Source organism: Variovorax paradoxus, assembly GCF_040544635.1.
GTDB lineage: Bacteria > Pseudomonadota > Gammaproteobacteria > Burkholderiales > Burkholderiaceae_C > Variovorax > Variovorax paradoxus_R.
This window is the reverse complement of record NZ_JBEPKJ010000002.1, coordinates 389,640-406,306: the sequence shown is the minus strand read 5'-3', so window position 1 is coordinate 406,306 and position 16,667 is coordinate 389,640. Positions and strand designations below refer to the sequence as shown.

At 67.0% G+C, this 16,667-nt stretch carries 17 protein-coding genes; 7 read left to right on the top strand and 10 right to left on the bottom strand.

The annotated features are described in order from the left end of the window. The first annotated feature begins 108 nt into the window (after positions 1 to 108). The 5 genes from ABIC94_RS05630 (at position 109) to ABIC94_RS05610 (ending at position 6,682) form a co-directional block, all read left to right on the top strand. The gene (locus ABIC94_RS05630) at positions 109 to 3,585 is read left to right on the top strand and encodes a response regulator (protein ID WP_354371961.1); all 3,477 of its coding nucleotides are present in this window, start codon (positions 109 to 111) and stop codon (positions 3,583 to 3,585) included. Further along, complete coding sequence (locus ABIC94_RS05625; protein ID WP_354371959.1) at positions 3,582 to 4,436, top strand: CheR family methyltransferase; 855 nt, start codon at positions 3,582 to 3,584, stop codon at positions 4,434 to 4,436. The genes ABIC94_RS05630 and ABIC94_RS05625 overlap by 4 nt, the downstream gene beginning before the upstream one ends. Further along, positions 4,433 to 5,038 carry a chemotaxis protein CheB gene (locus tag ABIC94_RS05620; RefSeq protein WP_354371957.1) on the top strand — a complete coding sequence of 202 codons (606 nt, stop codon included), beginning with the start codon at positions 4,433 to 4,435 and terminating at the stop codon, positions 5,036 to 5,038. The genes ABIC94_RS05625 and ABIC94_RS05620 overlap by 4 nt, the downstream gene beginning before the upstream one ends. Continuing rightward, positions 5,028 to 6,248: a hybrid sensor histidine kinase/response regulator gene (locus tag ABIC94_RS05615; protein ID WP_354371955.1), complete on the top strand. Its 1,221-nt coding sequence runs from the start codon at positions 5,028 to 5,030 to the stop codon at positions 6,246 to 6,248. Before ABIC94_RS05620 ends, ABIC94_RS05615 begins: the two co-directional genes overlap by 11 nt. A gap of 74 nt (positions 6,249 to 6,322) precedes the next feature. Next, positions 6,323 to 6,682 (top strand): response regulator, encoded by a 360-nt coding sequence (locus ABIC94_RS05610; protein ID WP_354371954.1) that lies wholly within the window; start codon positions 6,323 to 6,325, stop codon positions 6,680 to 6,682. Between the two features lie 42 nt (positions 6,683 to 6,724). Here the strand turns inward: ABIC94_RS05610 and ABIC94_RS05605 are convergent, their stop codons facing one another. Next, positions 6,725 to 7,672, bottom strand: a complete 948-nt coding sequence (locus ABIC94_RS05605; protein WP_354371952.1) for an adenylate/guanylate cyclase domain-containing protein — start codon at positions 7,670 to 7,672, stop codon at positions 6,725 to 6,727. Positions 7,673 to 7,833: 161 nt separating this feature from the next. Between ABIC94_RS05605 and ABIC94_RS05600 the strand changes: the two genes are divergently transcribed. After that, a complete protein-coding gene (locus tag ABIC94_RS05600; RefSeq protein WP_354371951.1) occupies positions 7,834 to 8,304 on the top strand; it encodes a hypothetical protein in 471 nt (156 codons plus the stop codon). Positions 8,305 to 8,393: 89 nt separating this feature from the next. Here ABIC94_RS05600 and ABIC94_RS05595 read toward each other — a convergent pair whose 3' ends face one another. The 8 genes from ABIC94_RS05595 to ABIC94_RS05560 all read right to left on the bottom strand — a co-directional run bounded on the left by ABIC94_RS05595 (position 8,394) and on the right by ABIC94_RS05560 (position 14,837). Next, a complete protein-coding gene (locus tag ABIC94_RS05595) occupies positions 8,394 to 9,365 on the bottom strand; it encodes an LD-carboxypeptidase (protein ID WP_354371949.1) in 972 nt (323 codons plus the stop codon). Further along, complete coding sequence (gene tadA, locus ABIC94_RS05590) at positions 9,362 to 10,474, bottom strand: tRNA adenosine(34) deaminase TadA (protein WP_354371948.1); 1,113 nt, start codon at positions 10,472 to 10,474, stop codon at positions 9,362 to 9,364. The genes ABIC94_RS05595 and tadA overlap by 4 nt, the downstream gene beginning before the upstream one ends. Beyond that, entirely contained in the window at positions 10,464 to 10,688 is a 225-nt protein-coding gene (locus ABIC94_RS05585; RefSeq protein WP_354371946.1) for a hypothetical protein, read from the bottom strand. The genes tadA and ABIC94_RS05585 overlap by 11 nt, the downstream gene beginning before the upstream one ends. Position 10,689: 1 nt before the next feature. Then, entirely contained in the window at positions 10,690 to 11,334 is a 645-nt protein-coding gene (locus ABIC94_RS05580; RefSeq protein ID WP_354371945.1) for an FMN-binding negative transcriptional regulator, read from the bottom strand. 44 nt (positions 11,335 to 11,378) lie between these two features. Further along, positions 11,379 to 12,065, bottom strand: coding sequence for an ankyrin repeat domain-containing protein (locus ABIC94_RS05575; RefSeq protein ID WP_354371944.1), 687 nt, complete (start codon positions 12,063 to 12,065; stop codon positions 11,379 to 11,381). Beyond that, positions 12,065 to 12,568 carry a GlcG/HbpS family heme-binding protein gene (locus tag ABIC94_RS05570; protein WP_354371942.1) on the bottom strand — a complete coding sequence of 168 codons (504 nt, stop codon included), beginning with the start codon at positions 12,566 to 12,568 and terminating at the stop codon, positions 12,065 to 12,067. The genes ABIC94_RS05575 and ABIC94_RS05570 overlap by 1 nt, the downstream gene beginning before the upstream one ends. 140 nt (positions 12,569 to 12,708) lie before the next feature. Beyond that, the gene (locus tag ABIC94_RS05565; protein ID WP_354371941.1) at positions 12,709 to 13,347 is read right to left on the bottom strand and encodes a response regulator transcription factor; all 639 of its coding nucleotides are present in this window, start codon (positions 13,345 to 13,347) and stop codon (positions 12,709 to 12,711) included. Beyond that, positions 13,344 to 14,837 (bottom strand): sensor histidine kinase, encoded by a 1,494-nt coding sequence (locus ABIC94_RS05560; RefSeq protein WP_354371940.1) that lies wholly within the window; start codon positions 14,835 to 14,837, stop codon positions 13,344 to 13,346. The genes ABIC94_RS05565 and ABIC94_RS05560 overlap by 4 nt, the downstream gene beginning before the upstream one ends. A 63-nt stretch (positions 14,838 to 14,900) precedes the next feature. Between ABIC94_RS05560 and ABIC94_RS05555 the strand changes: the two genes are divergently transcribed. Next, positions 14,901 to 15,989, top strand: a complete 1,089-nt coding sequence (locus ABIC94_RS05555; RefSeq protein ID WP_354371939.1) for a DUF72 domain-containing protein — start codon at positions 14,901 to 14,903, stop codon at positions 15,987 to 15,989. 59 nt (positions 15,990 to 16,048) lie between these two features. Here ABIC94_RS05555 and ABIC94_RS05550 read toward each other — a convergent pair whose 3' ends face one another. After that, positions 16,049 to 16,531, bottom strand: coding sequence for a RidA family protein (locus ABIC94_RS05550; RefSeq protein WP_354371938.1), 483 nt, complete (start codon positions 16,529 to 16,531; stop codon positions 16,049 to 16,051). Positions 16,532 to 16,667 lie beyond the last annotated feature (136 nt).

Genomic DNA, 16,667 nt, shown 5'->3' with positions numbered 1-16,667 from the left:
CTTCGCGTAGAAACGTCGCAGGAAACGTGTCGGGGTCTTCTCCGACACGAAGGACCCTCGGGCTCGGCAAAACTAGAAAGCTTTTTTGCTTACGAAGTTCCTACCTGAATGAAGCCCCCGACCGCGATCGACCCCGACGATTTCGACCGCCTGCTGAGCCGCAACCTGAAGCTGCCGCTGCTCGGAGGCTTGATCGGCGCCCTGGTGTTCGTCGGCCTGATCGTCTTTCTGCTGTCGACCCTCGGTGCGGTCGAACGATCCGACCGCGTGACGCGCAGCGCGAGCGAGTTGCAACGCCGCAGCATCGACATGGAAACGGGCCTGCGCGGCTTCCTCATTACCGGGGACGAAAGCTTTCTCGAGCCCTACCAGAACGCGCTGCCAAGAATCAGGGGCGAGATCGACGCGCTCGGCAAGCAGGTCTCGGACAACAGGCAGCAGGTGGAGCGGGTCGAGCGCATCGCCGCGCTCCAGGAGGCCTGGAACGAATTCGCGCGCGACATGATCGCTTCGCGCAATTCCGGGTCCGACTACCAGCAAGCGATGCGGCAAGGCCGCGGCAAGCAGCTGAACGATGCCATGCGCGCCGAGTTCGCGGCGTTCATGGACACCGAGCAGGGCTTGCGCTTCCAGCGCAACGAAGAGGCCAACCGCACGAGCTGGCTGGTGGTCGGCACCTTCTTGCTGTTCACCCTGTTGTTCACCGGCCTGGTGGCCTATTTCGGCCGGCGGCAGCTCATGCGGCTTTCGAGCAGCTACGACGTGGTGCTGCAGGAGCAAGCCACGCATGCCGAGCGGCTGGCGCAGCAGGCGTGGCTGCGCAGCGCGCAGACCGAACTGGTGGGCGAACTGGTCGGTGAGCTGAGCGCAAACGACCTGGGCCGCAAGGTGCTCGCCTTCTTCTCGCGGCACCTGGGCAGCGCGGTCGGCGCGCTGTACGTGCGCGAGCGGCATGGCGCGCTGCGCCGCGCAGCAAGCTACGGGTTCTCGATGGAAGCCGAGGCTTCGCCGCAGGTGTTCTCGCCCACCCAGAGCCTGGTCGGACAGGCTGCCGCCGAAAGGCGCCGCCTGCTGATCGAGCCGATTCAGGCCGGCTACCTGAAGGTCAACTCGGGCCTGGGCGAAATGGCGCCTTCGGCCGTGCTGCTGGTGCCGGTATCGAGCGACGGCATCGTGAACGGCGTGATCGAACTCGGCCTTCCGGCCGCGCCCGCTTCCCGCGAAAACGAATTGCTCGAGCTGGTGGCCGAGGACATCGGCGCCTCCCTGGCGGCGGCCCGCTACCGCGAACAGCTGCAGGACGCGCTGGCCGAAACGCAGCAGCTCAACGAGGAACTGCAGGTGCAACAGGAAGAGCTGCGCACCGCCAACGAGGAGCTGGAGGAACAGTCGCGCGCGCTGCGGGCTTCACAGGCCATGCTGGAGAACCAGCAGGCCGAGCTGGAGCAGACCAACAGCCAGCTCTCCGAGCGCACCGAGGCGCTGGACCAGCGCAATGCCGCCCTGCGCCGCGTGCAGCGCGACCTCGAAGACCGCGCCGACGAGCTGCAGCGCGCGAGCCGCTACAAGTCGGAGTTCCTCGCGAACATGTCGCATGAACTGCGCACGCCGCTCAACAGCGCGCTCATCCTGGCCAAGCTGCTCGGCGACAACCCGCAAGGAAACCTGAGCCCCGAACAGGTGAAGTTCGCGAAGGCCATCTATTCGTCGGGCAACGACCTGCTGGTGCTCATCAACGACATCCTCGACATCTCGAAGGTCGAGGCGGGCAAGCTCGAAATCGTGGTCGAAGACGTGGCGCTCGAAAAACTCGCGCAAAGCCTGGAGAGCACCTTCAGGCCGCTGGCCGCCGAGAAGCGGCTGGCTTTCCGGCTGGAGATGCAGCCTGGCGCGCCCGCCTCGCTGACAACCGACCGCCACCGGGCCGAGCAGATTCTGAAGAACCTGCTCTCCAACGCAATCAAGTTCACCGACGGCGGCGAGGTGGCACTGGCGGTTTCCGCGGCACCCGATGGTGGCGCCGTTTTCGCGGTTTCGGATTCGGGCATCGGCATTGCACCGGAGCAGCAGAAGCAGATTTTCGAGGCCTTTCACCAGGCCGACGGCACCACCAACCGCCGCTATGGCGGCACCGGCCTGGGTCTTTCGATTTCGCGCGACCTCACGCGGCTGCTCGGCGGCATACTCGCGGTGCAAAGCCAGCCGGGCCGCGGCAGTACCTTCACCCTGCAGTTGCCGGCCATTGCCCCCCAAAGCTCGCACGCGCCGGCCCAGGCACCCGCAAAGCCGCACGCCCCCCTCTCCTTCGCCGGGCACGCCGTTCCCGCGCCGCCGGTGCCGCCGGCCGCCGTGCCCGCACCGCTTTTCTCCGACGACCGCGCACTGCCTCGCGACCAGGTGCGCCGGGTGCTCGTGATCGAGGACGAGCCGCAGTTCGCGCACATCCTCTACGACCTGGCCCACGAGCTCGGCTACCGCTGCCTGGTGGCGCACGGCGCGGCCGACGGCTTCGACCTGGCCCACCAGTTCCTGCCCGACGCCATCCTGCTCGACATGCGCCTGCCCGACAGCACCGGCCTGGACGTGCTGCAGCGCCTGAAGGATTCGCCGCAGACGCGGCACATTCCGGTTCACGCGGTTTCGGCCGCCGACAACGCGCAAGCCGCAGCCCTGCACATGGGCGCCATCGGCTTCGCGCAGAAGCCCGCGACGCGCGACGAACTGATGCAGGTGTTCGCGCGGCTGGAAGAAAAGCTCACGCAGAAGGTCAAGACCGTGCTGCTGGTCGAGGACGACGCGCTGCAGCGCGAAAGCGTGATGCGGCTCATCGGCGACGAAGACATCGAGATCATTGCCGTGGGCTCCGGCGAAGAGGCGCTCGACCTGCTGCGCAAGCGCGTGTTCGACTGCATGATCACCGATCTGCACCTGCCCGACATGCAGGGCAGCGAGCTGCTCAAGCGGGTGGCGGCGGAGGAAATCGTCTCGTTCCCCCCGGTTATCGTCTACACCGGGCGCAACCTCACGCGCGACGAAGAAGCCGAGCTGCAGCGCTATTCGCGCTCCATCATCATCAAGGGCGCACGTTCGCCGGAACGCCTGCTCGACGAGGTCACGCTGTTCCTGCACAAGGTGGAGGCCGAGCTCTCCAGCGAGCGCCAGGGCATGCTCAAGACCGCGCGCGGGCGCGACCGCATCTTCGAGGGCCGCACCATCCTGCTGGTGGACGACGACGTGCGCAACATCTTTGCGCTGACGAGCGCGCTGGAACAACGCGGCGCGGTGGTCGAAATCGGCCGCAACGGCCGGGAGGCGCTCGAAAAGCTCGACCGGGTGCGCGAGATCGACCTGGTGCTGATGGACGTGATGATGCCCGAGATGGACGGCCTGGAAGCCACGCGCCGCCTGCGCGCCGACCCGCGCTTCGAGAAGCTGCCCGTGATTGCCATCACTGCCAAGGCCATGAAGGACGACCGCGAGCAGTGCCTGGCCGCCGGTGCCAGCGACTACCTGGCCAAGCCTGTGGATTTGGAGCGCCTGTTCTCGCTTCTGCGCGTGTGGCTGCCGAAAATGGAGCGGCTGTGACCTCCGCCGCCGCATCTTCGCCCCAGCCCTCCCCGTTGAGCAACACGGAGATCGAGCTGCGGCTGTTGATGGAGGCGATCTACCTCAGGTACAGCTACGACTTTCGCGACTACACAGTGGCTTCGCAGAAGCGCCGCGTGCTGCACGCACTGGCGCAGCTCGGGCTTCCGAGCATTTCGGCGCTGCAGGAGAAAGTGCTGCGCGACCCGGTTCTGTTCGGCCAGTTGCTGCAGTACCTGACGATTCCCGTCAGCGAAATGTTCCGCGACCCGGCCTACTTTCTCGCGCTGCGCCGGCACGTGGTGCCCGTCCTGCGCACCTACCCCTCGGTGAAGGTGTGGGTGGCGGGCTGCAGCACCGGCGAGGAAGTGTTTTCGCTCGCCATCCTGCTGCGGGAAGAAGGCCTGCTTTCCCGCACGCAGATCTACGCGACCGACATCAACCCCGCTTCGCTGGAGAAGGCGCGGCAAGGCATCTTTCCCATTGAATCGATTCGCGGGTACACGGCCAACTACCAGCGTGCCGGCGGCCGGAGTTCTTTCTCCGACTACTACACGGCGGCCTACGAGGCCGCCCGCTTCGACCCTTCGCTGTGTGCCGACGTCATCTTTGCCGACCACAGCCTGGCGACGGACAGCGTGTTTGCCGAGACGCAGCTGGTGTCTTGCCGCAACGTGCTCATCTACTTCAACCGCGAGCTGCAGGACCGGGCGCTGGGCCTGTTCCATGAGTCGCTCTGCCACCGCGGTTTTCTGGGGCTGGGTGCGAAAGAAAGCATCGACTTCTCGAACTATTCGCAACGCTTCGACGCGCATTCGCAGTCCGAGCGCATCTACCGCAAGGCCACATGAAGCTGAACATTCCGCAATCTCCAGGCAGGCGCATCGAGGCCGTTATGCTGGGCGCATCCGCCGGCGGCATCGAAGCGCTGCTGGCGCTACTGCACGAGCTGCCGTCGCCGTGGAGCCTGCCAGTCGTCATCGTGCTGCACCTGCCCGAAGGGCACGAAAGCCACCTGGCGGAGATCTTTGCCGAGCGCCTGCACCTTCCGGTGCACGAGGCCGCGGACAAGATGCCGATCGCCCCCGGCCACGTGTACTTCGCGCCGCCCGGTTATCACCTGTCGGTCGAGCGCGACCGGCAGTTTTCTCTCAGTTGCGAGCCGCCGGTGCACTTTTCGCGGCCTTCGATCGACGTGCTGATGGCCTCCGCCGCCGACGCCTATGGCGCCGCATTGGCCGGCGTGCTGCTGACGGGCGCGAACGACGACGGCGCCGAGGGCCTGCGGCGCATTCACCTGGCCGGCGGCATCACCGCCGTTCAGGACCCCGACGAGGCACGGATTCCCGCCATGCCCCAGGCAGCCCTTGCCCTTCATTCCCCCGATCACGTGCTTCCCTTGCGCAAGCTTCGCGCATTGCTCTTGCAACTGGAGTCTGCCCATGCCCATTGACGTCGAAAGCAAATTGCTGATCGTCGATGACCTGCCCGAGAACCTTCTTGCGCTCGAGGCCCTGATTCGCAGCCCCGGGCGCGCGGTGTACCGTGCAACCTCGGCCGAAGAGGCGCTTGCGCTGCTCCTCGATCACGAATTTGCGCTGGCCATTCTCGATGTGCAGATGCCCGGCATGAACGGCTTCGAGCTGGCCGAGCTGATGCGCGGCACCGAGCGCACGCGGCACATCCCGATCATCTTCGTGACCGCGGCGGGCCGCGAGTCGAACTACGCCTTTCGGGGCTACGAAAGCGGCGCGGTCGACTTTCTGTACAAGCCGCTCGACCCGCATGCCGTGACGGGCAAGGTCAACATATTCGTCGACCTGCATTGCCACCGCAAGGCGCTGCGGCACGAAATGGACGCGCTCGCGGTCGCGAACTGCAAGCAGGAAGAACTGGTGCAACAGCTGCGGCATACGCAACGCGAACTCGAACACGCGGTGCAAATGCGCGACGACTTCATGTCGATGGTTTCGCACGAGTTGCGCACGCCGCTCAACACGCTGTATCTCGAAACGCAGCTGCGGCAGCTTCATGTGTCGAAGGGCAACCTGGAGTCCTTCGCCGCGGAACGCCTGCCCGCGATGATCGAACGCGACCAGCGGCAGATCCGCAACATGGTGCGGCTGATCGACGACATGCTCGACGTCACGCGCATGCGAAGGGACGCGCTGTCGATACAGCCCAAGCCGGTGGATCTTGCCGCCCTCGCCCGGGCCGTGGTGGAAAGCCTGCGGCAGCAGGCCGAGGCCGCGGGCTCGGTGATTGAGCTCGAAGCGCCGCGCGAGCTGCAGGGCGTGTGGGACGAGTTCCGCATCGAGCAGGTGCTGACCAACCTGCTGACCAATGCGCTGCGCTATGGCCGCGGCAAACCGGTTGAAATGGTGCTCAGCGAGGCCGGCGGCACGGCGCGCATCACCGTGCGCGACCAGGGCATCGGGATTGCGCCCGAAGACCAGGAGCGCATCTTCGAGCAGTTCGAGCGCACGGACGACAGCCGCAAGCACGCATCGGGTCTGGGCCTCGGGCTCTACATCACCCGCAAGATCGTGTGCCTGCACAGCGGATGCATCGAGGTGAAGAGCTCGCCGGGCGAAGGGGCCCTGTTCCAGGTCGAATTGCCGCTGCAGGCGGTCGCCAAGACTGCGTCGGAAGCGCGGGCGTAGGTGCCCTCCTACTGCACGCGCGGCAATTGACCGGGATACTGATGGTTGCCTTACCTGATTGAAAGCGTGCCCCCGTGAATGTGCTGATCGTCGATGACAACGAGGCCGCGGCCGACCTGCTGCAAGAGCTCCTGGCGTTGCAGGACCATACCGCCCGCTGCACCTACACCGCGCAGCAGGCAATGGATGCCGCAGCCGAGGAGCGCTTCGATGCGGCGCTCATCGACCTCACGCTGCCCGACTTTCCCGGTGCCGAGGTGGCGCGGCGGCTGCGCTCGAACGCGGCAAGCGGCGGCCCGCGGCTGCTGGTGGCCATTTCTGGTTTCTCGGTGGAAGACGCGGCCGGCGCCGCGGCCCGAGACCTGTTCGATCACCATCTCCAGAAGCCGATCGACATCGGGCAACTCACGGCCATTCTGTCGGCGCCGAACTGAGCGCGGCCACGCCGGCTTCCAGGAGCCGGCGCCGCAAGGCGTTCAGCCCGCAATCCTGCGGGGCGAGAGCAGCATTTCCGTGCCGGCCGTCTTGAAGGCGATGGTGGGCGCAGTGAAATCGCTCAGCGATGCGCCCAAGCCGATCTCGCCGCTGCCGTGCAGCACGCATTCTTGGCGCCGGAGCGCAATTTCATTGCTCGGACCGCCGTTGCCGTGAAACCGGACCCAGGTGCCGTAGGTGCTGAGATCGGTCAGCACGCAGCTGCCGTGCCGCAGTTCGATGCGCGCATGCAGCCGCGAAACGCGGGGGTCATTCACCACGAACTGCGCGTCGTTCACGCGTCCGAGGTGAATCGGCAGCTCTTCGGTGCGAAACATGGAGCGGACGTCGAGCCATGTCAGTTCGATCTGCCCGAAGGAAGAATCGGGCAGCCGCAGCGGCATCAGCGCGGCCGGCACGGTCAGGAACGAGGTCACTTCCTCCTGCCAGTCGATGCGGTGAACGGCCGACATCTCGCTGCGGCCGCGAATGGTGATGAGGCCGAGGTCGCGGTGCCGCACGCCGACCTCGCGCAGTTGCGCAATGACGGCCTCGGTCGCCCAGATCTGGCCGGGCCCCGCCAGGTCGCTCAGGCGCGAGGCAAGGTTGACCGCATCGCCGAAGCAGTCGCCCTCGACCTCGACCACCTCGCCGCTCGCCACGCCGATCTGCAGCGCCATGCGCAACGGCGCCGGCCATGCGATCAGGCGCTTCTGGTGATAGCGCTGCAGTTCAATGACCGCGTGCGTGGCTGCGGAGGCGTGCGAGAAGATGGCAAACACACCGTCGCCCAGCGACTTGACCACCCTGCCCCCGTGCCCCTGGCAGATGCTGCCGATCCATTGGGTGAGCCGCGTCACGGTTTCCGTGGCGCGCGCGTTGCCCATGGCTTCAAAGACCCTGGAGCTGCCGGTCAGGTCAGCGAAAACGACGGTGGAATTGACATCCATGCTGTTGGGAGAACTCGAATGGCAACAGTTGCCGGCGACCATGTATTAGGTGGTCCTGGACAGATCCGGCGCTCAGAAAGAACGTGTTAACCCCATTTCTGATCCGTGGACTTGTCTGATGGAAGGTCAATCGATATTTATTTTTACAACTTTTGTAGTCATTGCCCAACAATTACTTTAAAGGAACCGTAAAGTATGTTGTTTACAAACAAGAAACACTGTTCCAGAACTTGTTAATCGTCGCACTGAGGCTTAAGGTAGCAACCGTCCTTGCTTCCGGCAATACGCTTTTAGTCCTCATGTTGCCTTTTCGTCGCCTTTTTCGCTTCTTCGGAATTCCCGGCATCGGGTCTCCCCGGATGGGGGAAAACCAGTTGGGAAGAATCCGTTCGGCCATGCTGTCGGTGCTGCAGGCGCACGGCGGTCATTCGGTCCAGCGCGTTGCCCAGCGCGTGCGGTTTGCGACCGATGTGGAGGCACTCTGGTATTTGCGTCAGGACGTGATGGTTGCGCTGAGCGCCATCGACGGCGAAGCCGCCGCCCGCCGCCAGATGAAAACCATCAACAGCATGTTCAAGGGCGGCCTGCCCGGCTCGATGGGCCCGCGCGCCCACCAGCGCTTCACTCACTGACGGCACAGCCGCCGTCCTGAAGCCGGCAGCAGCCGGCCGGCTGCTGTTTCTTCCGGTTTCCTTTTTTTGCCCGTTGACGCTGGCCGTGCTCAGTGCGCGTGATCGTGTGCGTGGTGGTCGTGAGTGTCGTCATGCGCGTGGGTATGCCGGTGGCCCCACACCATGAAGACATCGCGGCCTTCGGCGGCCACCTCCACCTTGGCGCCCACGGGGAGCAACACCTTGGTCGGTACATGCCCGAAAGGCAGGCCGGCGAGCACCGGCACCTTGAGCGAGGCGCGCAGCCGGTCGATCACCGTGTCGAACCCGAAGCCGCGGTCGTAGCCCGGAACCTTGCGCATGCCCGTGAACTGGCCGAACACGATGGCGCGCTGCTTTGCGAGCACGCCGGCCATGCGCAGCTGGTCGAGCATGCGCTCGATGCGGTACGGATGTTCGTTGGTGTCCTCGATGAAAAGCACGCCCTTCTCCACGTGCGGGAAATAAGGCGTTCCGAGCAGGCTCGTGAGCACGCAGAGGTTGCCGCCCCACAGGGTGGCGTCGTGCACGGGCTTGACCTTCAGTTGGGCATCGCGCACCGGCATGCGCCAGCCGGTGCCTTCGCCCTGCCCGCACACCAGGTCGTCGAAGCAGGCTTCCATGATGTCGTCGGAACCGCCTTCGGCACCGAAGTCTTCGCCCACGGCCGGACCCGCCCAGGTCACGGCGCCGGTCTTGACGAACAGGGCATTCTGCAAAGCCGTGAAGTCGCTCAGGCCCACGAATTCGGTTCCGCGCTGGATCGCCTTGGCCAAGGCCTTGTACGGAACGGCGTCGAGGATGCGCGTGAGGCCGTAGCCGCCGCGCCCGATCAACGCGATGTCGGCGCCGCTGGCGGCCGCGCGGCTGATCGATGCGAGCCGTGTCGCGTCGTCGCCCGCGAAGCGCTGGTGCACGGCAAGTGCCGCTTCGTCGACTTCGACTTCATAGCCCAGGGCCTTGAGTCTTGCCACGCCGCGGCGGAAGGCGGCCTTGTCGCGAATCGCGCTGGAGGGGGAATAGATGTAGATGTGTTTGGTCACGGCGCCGAGTATCCCATTGCGCTGCGAGCCTCCTGCGCGAGCGACGCAGCCTGCTGCGCATTCGGGCCCGAAGACGACGCCATGGGTCCGAGCGCGCGCAGTGCGGCCTGGTAGCCGCGGTCCGGGAACGGCGCGCGCCATGCATCGCCCACGGGCTCGCCAGCATCAGGGGCGACGAGCATGGCCGCAAAGCGCTCCGGCCTCGCGGCCTGCAGCAACGCCGCGAGCGCGGTGCCTGCGGCGCTGTGCACCAGCACCATCGGCGCCAGAGGCATGCGGTCGAGCCATTCGCTCAACACCTGGCAGTGCCATTGAAGCGTATGCACCGCTTCGCGCTTGGGCTTGTCGCTTTTGCCGAAGCCGACGAGGTCGGGCACCAGCGTGCGCAGCCCTGGCGTACCCACGAGATGGCGAAAGAAGTAACTCCATTCGCCGGGGCCATGGAGGCAAAGGCAACAAGCCGCCTGCCCGTCGTGCGGACCTTCATCGAGGTAATGCATGCGCCAGCCTTGGAGGCTGGGCAGATCGTGAACGTAGCGCGCCTCGAACGCGTAGCCGCCCAGTGCATCGAAGCGCTCGGCCGGCGTGCGCAGCGCATCGTCGCGCAAGGGCTCGGCCTGCTCGCGCGCAGCATCGCGCCGCTGCCTGAAAAACTCCTGCAGCACGGCGCTGCATTCCGCGGCCAGCACACCGCCCTGCACTTGCGTGCGATGGTTCAGCCGGGGCTCGGCAAACAGATCGACCACCGAACCGGCCGCGCCGGTCTTGAGGTCGGCCGCACCGAACACCACGCGCGCGAGCCGCGCATGCAGCATGGCGCCTGCGCACATGGCACACGGTTCGAGGGTGACGAACAGCTCGCAGCCATCGAGCCGGTAGTTGCCAAGCGCCGCGGCGGCAGCACGCAGCGCGTTGATTTCGGCGTGCGCGCTCGGGTCGTGCTGCGCCACGGGCGTGTTGCGGCCGGTTGCGATGACCTGGCCGTTCTTCACCAGCACCGCACCGACGGGCACCTCGCCGGCTTCGGCCGCCCGGCGTGCCTCGGCCAGCGCCAGCGCCATCCGGTGGGCGTCGTTCGTCTGCAAGGGCTGTATGGGCTCAGTTGTCATCCGGCATCTTGCGCGCTTGCGCCGCGGCGTCGAGCGCTTCCTGGACCTGTTTCTGGACCTGTTGGGCTTGCGTGCGCGCATCGGCGGGCACGGGCGAAGCGGCGCCGGGCACCGATGGCAATGCAGGGGCCGCGGCGGTGGTGAGTTGCTTCTTCGCGATCACCCCGACGATCAGGAGCGCCAGCACCAGGCCGAGCAATCCGAACACGCGCATCTCAGCGTCCTTCCGCCACAGGGGCTTCGGCGGTCATGCCGAGCCGGTCCATCCACACGGCCAGCGCCTGCTCGTCCGGCGTGCCGGCGCTGTAGACAGCGCGCATGGCGGCATGCGACTCGCGCCGGTGCTGGTTGAGCTTGAGCTTGCATTGCAGCGCGGTCACGCGCATTTCGAAGCCCACGATGCCGGCCAGCATCTTCAGCTGAAACTCCTCGCCCAGGTCGCGCCATTGCTGCGCATAACCGGGCTCATGGTCGCCGATGAGTTTCTTGAGCAGTGCGTCCTTGGCCGCTGGCTCTTCGATCAGCCGGGCCTCGACGGTGCAGTGCACTGCAAGGTAGTTCCAGGTCGGCACGCGCGCCAGATCGGGGTAGACCGCGGGCGACAGGTAGGAATGCGGGCCGAGGAAAGTAACCACCGCCCGCGGCCGCGCCTGCAGGTAGCGCCAGTGCGGATTCGGCTTGGCGCAATGCCCCCACAACACGAGTTGATCGTCGGCCCCTTGCTCCGCCACCAGCGGCAGGTGCGTGACGAAGGGCAAGCCTTCGTCGTCGTTCGAGATCAGGCTGGCGAACGGGTGTGCACGCATCAGCTCCAGCGCGATGGCCGGATCCTTGGAATTGAACTGCGGGGGCATGTACATGGGCGGGTTCCTCGTGGAGAGACCCGATTGTCCCCGAGCCGCCGCTATCTTGGGCGCGGCGCTTCCAGCAGTTTCACCATCTCCGTGTAGCCGCGGGCCCTGGCCAGCTGCAGCGGCGTGTTGCCCTGGCGGTCGGAAAGCTTCAGGTCGGCGCCGGCCTCGACCAGCGCGGCCAGCGTGCGCTGATGGCGCGGTCCGCCGTCGCCGAGCACGATGGACTCGATCACCGCGGTCCAGTGGAGGTTGTTGACATGGTCCAGCGGCGCGCCGGCGGCGATCAGGCGGCGCACGACTTCGTCGTGGCCCAGGTGAGCCGCAGCGATCAACGCGGTGCCGTCGTAGCGGCTCGTCGTCTGCCCGGCCTTGGCGCCGAGCGACAGCAGCAGCGTGAGCGTCGTGACATCGTCGGCCACCGACGCGATGGTGACCGCGTCGTAGCGGTCGTCCTCGAGCCGGTCGATATTCGCACCCGCCTTGGCCAGCAGCTTCACCGCCTCGCGCTGCCGCGCATGGGTTGCGACATGCAAGGGCGTGCGGCCCCGCGCATCGCGCGCATCGAGGTTCGCGCCGGAGGCGATCAGGCTCTTGAGCTTCGGCAGATCGCCGTGCCAGGCGGCCCGGTGCAGCCCTTCGTAGGCCAGCACTTCGGCCGCGAGCGGAGGCACCTGGGCCGACGCGCCGAACCCGAGCGCAACCGCCAGCACCCCGCACCAGATACCGCGCTTCATCATCAACCCAGCAGGCCCTTGACCTTTTCCAGGGCCGCATTGGCGCATTGTTCGTCCAGGTGGCCGCCCGGCGCACCGCCGACGCCCACGGCACCGATCACTTCGTTGCCCGACTTCACCGGCACGCCGCCGCCCAGCAGCAGCACGCCCGGCAGGTAGACGAGGTTCGCGCCTCCGGGGTTCTTCTGCGAGCCTTCCATCATGGCCTGCGTCGGGCTCTTGGCCGATGCCGAGGTCCATGCCTTGCGCTCGCTCGATGCCAGCGTATGCGGGCCGGCATTGTCGGCCCGTTGCACGGCGCGCACGGTGCCGGCGCGGTCGACCACGGTGGCGGCCACGTTGTAGCCGTTGGCGGCACAGGCGGCCACGGCTTCGGCGGCGATCTGGTTGGCCAGCGCGAGCGAGATGTTCTTTTCGGTGCGCACCGCGGGCGCCGCAGTTTGGGCGTGGGCAGCGGATGCGGCAAGCAGGATGGCGAGGCCGCTGAGGCGAAGGGTGGAACGCATTTTTTTGTTTCTCCGGTGGATGCAGGGTAATGCGCCGGCGTGTTGCCGACGGCTGCGCCACTGTAGAAAGCACCGGCCCCGGCGGCCATTCGTACGGCTACGCGCGGCACTCCGTAGTTGTACGGAGCGCCTCGGGCCGTTCAGCCCTCGGCGTCCACCAGCACCGCATAGCGGCGGATGAGCTGCGCCAGCGAATCGCATTCGAGCTTTGCAAAGAGGTTGGCGCGATGGGTTTCGACCGTGCGCGGAGACAGCGCGAGCTGGCGCGCAATTTCCTTGTTGGTGAGCCCCGCGACGATGAAAGCAAGCACCTCGCGCTCGCGCTCCGACAACTGGGCCACCCGCTCGCGCGCGGCGTTGTCGGCCTGCGAACGCTCGCGCGAACGCACGTGCTGGCGCACCGCCTGCTGCAGCGCCTCCAGCAGTTGCTCGTCGTCCACCGGTTTCTCGAGGAACTCGGCCGCGCCGGCCTTGAAGGCGCGGCGGCACATCTCCACGGTGCCGTGGCCGGTCAGCATGATCACCGGTTGGTCGACGCCCTGAGCCATCAACCGGTCGAGCACCGTGAGCCCGCTGATGCCGGGCATGCGCACGTCGAGCACGATGGCACCCACGCTCGCGCGGTCGAAGCCGTCGATGAAGGCCTGCGGATCGGCCCAGCCCTGCACGCGCAGGCCGACCGTGCCAATCAGCAGCGCCAACCCTTCGCGCACAGCCTGGTCGTCGTCGATGAGATGGATCAACGGCGACTGCGGCGAAAGCACAGTTCCGGCGCTCATGCGGAACGCTCCGTTGCGGTCGGCGCCACCAGCGGCAGCAGCAGCGTGAAGCGCGCCCCGCGCGGCGCCACGTTGGCGGCGCTCAGGCTGCCGCCCATGCCGCTTGCCAGCGTTTCGCTCAGGCTGAGGCCAAGACCCAGGCCGCCTTCGCGCGTGCTGAAGAAAGGTTCGAAGAGGCGCGGCAAGGCTTCCGGCGAAATGCCTCGGCCGTTGTCCGTGACGGTCAACACGCCCTCCTGCCCGTTTCGCCCGACCGAGACCGCCAGCCGCCGCTCGGACGCCGGCACGAGCTCCAGCGACTGCAATGCATTCATCAGCAGGTTGTGCACGATCTGTTCGAGCGCCACCGCGTCGGCCTGCACGCGCACCGGCGCTTGCGCGGTGGCGTCGAACTGCGTGGACACCGCGCGCTTCGCGAACTCTGGCGCCAGCAGATGCATTGCGCTGCGAACCAGTTCCTGCAGCACCAGCGGGCGAACTTCGCCCTCGGCCTCGGGCCGTTCGATGACGCGGCGCAGCCGGCCGACCACGCCAGCCGCCCGGCGCGCCTGCTCGACTGCCTGGCCCATGGCATCGCGTGCCGTGGCCAGGTCGGGCGGGTCGTCGTCGAGCAGCCGGCGCGCGGCCTGCGCATTGGCCAGCACGGCGGTGAGCGGCTGGTTGAGTTCGTGCGCCAGGCCCGCCGAGAGTTCGCCCAGCGCGTTGAGGCGCGCCACCTGGCCGAGCCGGAGCAGTTCTTCGGCCCGGCGCCGCGCAATGCGCTGCCGCTGCGCGGCCAACAGGCCGGCCAGCAGCAACGCCACGGCCGCGGCCCAGCCGGCCATGCTGCGCCAGGGCAGCTCGCCCCAGCCCACATGGCGCTCGGCCACCAGTTCGAAAGGCTGGCTCGGAGACGCCAATGCCTTCGTGAGATCGAAACGCCAGCCGTTCGCGGCCGCCCGGCCGGGCTGCAGCACCATTTGCTGTCCGTCGCGCTGCAGGCTCAGCCGCACCGGGCTGCGCTGCGGGTCCATCGGCCAGTCGCGCCATGGCACGGAGCCGGCCAGATCGATTTCGAGCGCGTAGCTGAACGGCGTGGCACCCATCACGAGCTGGTAGCGGCCATGCGCCAGATCGAGAACGGCCAGGTCGGCGCGGCGCTGGCTGCGCGAACGTGCTTCGGCCGCGGCCAGCGCGCTGGCGTGCTTTTCGTCGGGCCAGGCCTCGTCGCGTTCGCGCCGCTGCACGCGCAGGATCGACGAGTACACAGAAGGCAGGCGCTGCTCGGGCTGGCCTGCCTCGGGGCCGGGCTCCAGCAGCGCGAGCGTTGCCAGCACCGCGTCGTACTGCACCACCTGCTGGCTCATGAGCCGGTGCGCGATGCGCACGTCGGTCTCGAAACCTTGATGCAGCTGCGCGAGTTCCGCGCGCGCCAGCCACACCCCGCCCACGGCGGCAAGGACCAGCCATGCCAGCCACCAACCACCCTGCGTACGCAACCACTGTTTCATGGCGCGGATTGTGCCCGCCGCTGCGGAGGCTGCCCGCTCTTGGCCGAGAATGCGGCCTCAGACATGGCTGAACTGCAGGACTCCCTTTTTCCCGACGATCTTCCGCGCCCCCAGGTGGCGCCTGCGTCTCCGCCGGCGCCCGACGCCGAGCCGCCCGCAGAACCTTCCGCCCGCAAGAAATCGCGAGGCGGCACCGTGGCGCCCGCGCCCGCCGATCCGGCATTGGCCGAGCTGGCGGCCGCGCTCCCGCCGGACCTTCGGCTCGGCACATCGTCGTGGAGCTATCCCGGCTGGGCCAACCTCGTGTGGGACGGTGAATACGCCGAAGCGGTGCTCTCGAAGAACGGGCTCGCCGCCCTGGCGCAGCACCCGCTTTTTCGCACGGTGAGCCTGGACCGCAACTTCTACCGCGCCCTCACGGCCAGCCAGTACGCGCGCTATGCGGCCATGGTGCCCGACGACTTCCGCTTTGTGGTGAAGGCGCCTAGCCTTGTGACCGATGCCACCGTGCGCGATGAAAGCGGCCGCGGCACGCAAGTGAACCCCGTGTTCCTGAACAGCGAAATCGCCACCCAGGAATTCGTGCAGCCCGCCCTCGAAGGCCTGGGCCACCGCATCGGTGCACTGGTGTTCCAGCTGAGCCCGATCCCTTCGCAGCTGCTGGCCGACCAGCCCGCGCTGCTGGCTCGCATCGGAGAAATGCTCGAAGCCTTGCCCGGGTTGCAGCCGGCGGCACCCGATGCGGTCATTGCCGTCGAAGTGCGCGACCCGCAACTGTTGTGCCCCGCCTTCGCCGACATGCTGCGCAGCGTCGGCGCCACCTTCTGCATGGGCCTTCACGCCAAGATGCCGCCCATCGAAGAGCAGTTGCCGATGCTGCGCGCGCTGTGGCCCGGGCCGCTGGTGTGCCGCTGGAACCTGCATCGCCGCCATGGCCGCTTCGGCTACGAAGACGCGGAAAAGCTCTACGGGCCGTTCGACAAGATCGTCGATCCCGATCCCGAAACGCGCGAGGCGCTGGCCAAAGTGATTGCCGGCACGACGCGTGCGGGCCAGCGCGCCTACGTCACGGTCAGCAACAACGCCGAAGGATGCGCGCCGCTGACGATCGCCTCGCTCGCCCGGGACATCGTCGACCTGACGCCGCGTTAGCCCGGATTTGCCAGGGGTAGACCAGGGATTCCTATTCGCGTAGTCAGCCCACCGGTCTTTCAACCCTTGGCAGCCACCGTCATCTCCACCTCGACAGTCGCATTCTTCGGCAGCGCATAGACACCGACCGCGGTGCGCACATGCACACCGGCATCGCCGAACACGCGGTGCAGCAGCTCCGAAGCCGCATCGGCCACCTCGCTCTGCTGCGTGAAATCGGCGGTGCACTGCACGAAGACGCCGACGCGCAGCAGCTTGCCGATTTCGTCCAGAGAGCCGAGCTCGCGCCGGAGCAAGGTGAGGCAGCGCAAGGCGCAGATCTGCGCGGCTTCCCGGGCCTTGTCGAGGGACACCTGGTCTCCCGCACGGCCGGTGACGACAACCGTGGTTCCCACGCGCGGCACCTGGCCGCTGGTGTAGAGCGTGTTTCCATCGCGCACGACAGGGATGTAGTTGCCGCCGGCAACAAGCTCGCCCTCGAAGCTGTGGCCCAGCTCGGCAGCGATTCGGTCGGCAATCTGGTCTCGGGTCTGCGCTGTCATATCGGCTCCATGAAACGGCTTCCATCCAATGAAGCCTCATTGTCGCCATCGGCGTTCCACGGAACAGATACAGATCATGCCGATCCGATGCGCAACAGATCGCCTGGCCGGAGCTCTTGATTGCTGCGGGCGGCCA

Coding starts and splice junctions, on each gene's coding strand:
- ABIC94_RS05630 (WP_354371961.1), top strand. CDS start 109: ATGAAGCCCCCGACCGCGATCGACCCCGACGATTTCGACCGCCTGCTG.
- ABIC94_RS05620 (WP_354371957.1), top strand. CDS start 4,433: ATGAAGCTGAACATTCCGCAATCTCCAGGCAGGCGCATCGAGGCCGTT.
- ABIC94_RS05615 (WP_354371955.1), top strand. CDS start 5,028: ATGCCCATTGACGTCGAAAGCAAATTGCTGATCGTCGATGACCTGCCC.
- ABIC94_RS05605 (WP_354371952.1), bottom strand. CDS start 7,672: ATGGATGTCAATTCCACCGTCGTTTTCGCTGACCTGACCGGCAGCTCC.
- tadA (WP_354371948.1), bottom strand. CDS start 10,474: ATGACAACTGAGCCCATACAGCCCTTGCAGACGAACGACGCCCACCGG.
- ABIC94_RS05585 (WP_354371946.1), bottom strand. CDS start 10,688: ATGCGCGTGTTCGGATTGCTCGGCCTGGTGCTGGCGCTCCTGATCGTC.
- ABIC94_RS05580 (WP_354371945.1), bottom strand. CDS start 11,334: ATGTACATGCCCCCGCAGTTCAATTCCAAGGATCCGGCCATCGCGCTG.
- ABIC94_RS05575 (WP_354371944.1), bottom strand. CDS start 12,065: ATGATGAAGCGCGGTATCTGGTGCGGGGTGCTGGCGGTTGCGCTCGGG.
- ABIC94_RS05570 (WP_354371942.1), bottom strand. CDS start 12,568: ATGCGTTCCACCCTTCGCCTCAGCGGCCTCGCCATCCTGCTTGCCGCA.
- ABIC94_RS05565 (WP_354371941.1), bottom strand. CDS start 13,347: ATGAGCGCCGGAACTGTGCTTTCGCCGCAGTCGCCGTTGATCCATCTC.
- ABIC94_RS05560 (WP_354371940.1), bottom strand. CDS start 14,837: ATGAAACAGTGGTTGCGTACGCAGGGTGGTTGGTGGCTGGCATGGCTG.
- ABIC94_RS05555 (WP_354371939.1), top strand. CDS start 14,901: ATGGCTGAACTGCAGGACTCCCTTTTTCCCGACGATCTTCCGCGCCCC.
- ABIC94_RS05550 (WP_354371938.1), bottom strand. CDS start 16,531: ATGACAGCGCAGACCCGAGACCAGATTGCCGACCGAATCGCTGCCGAG.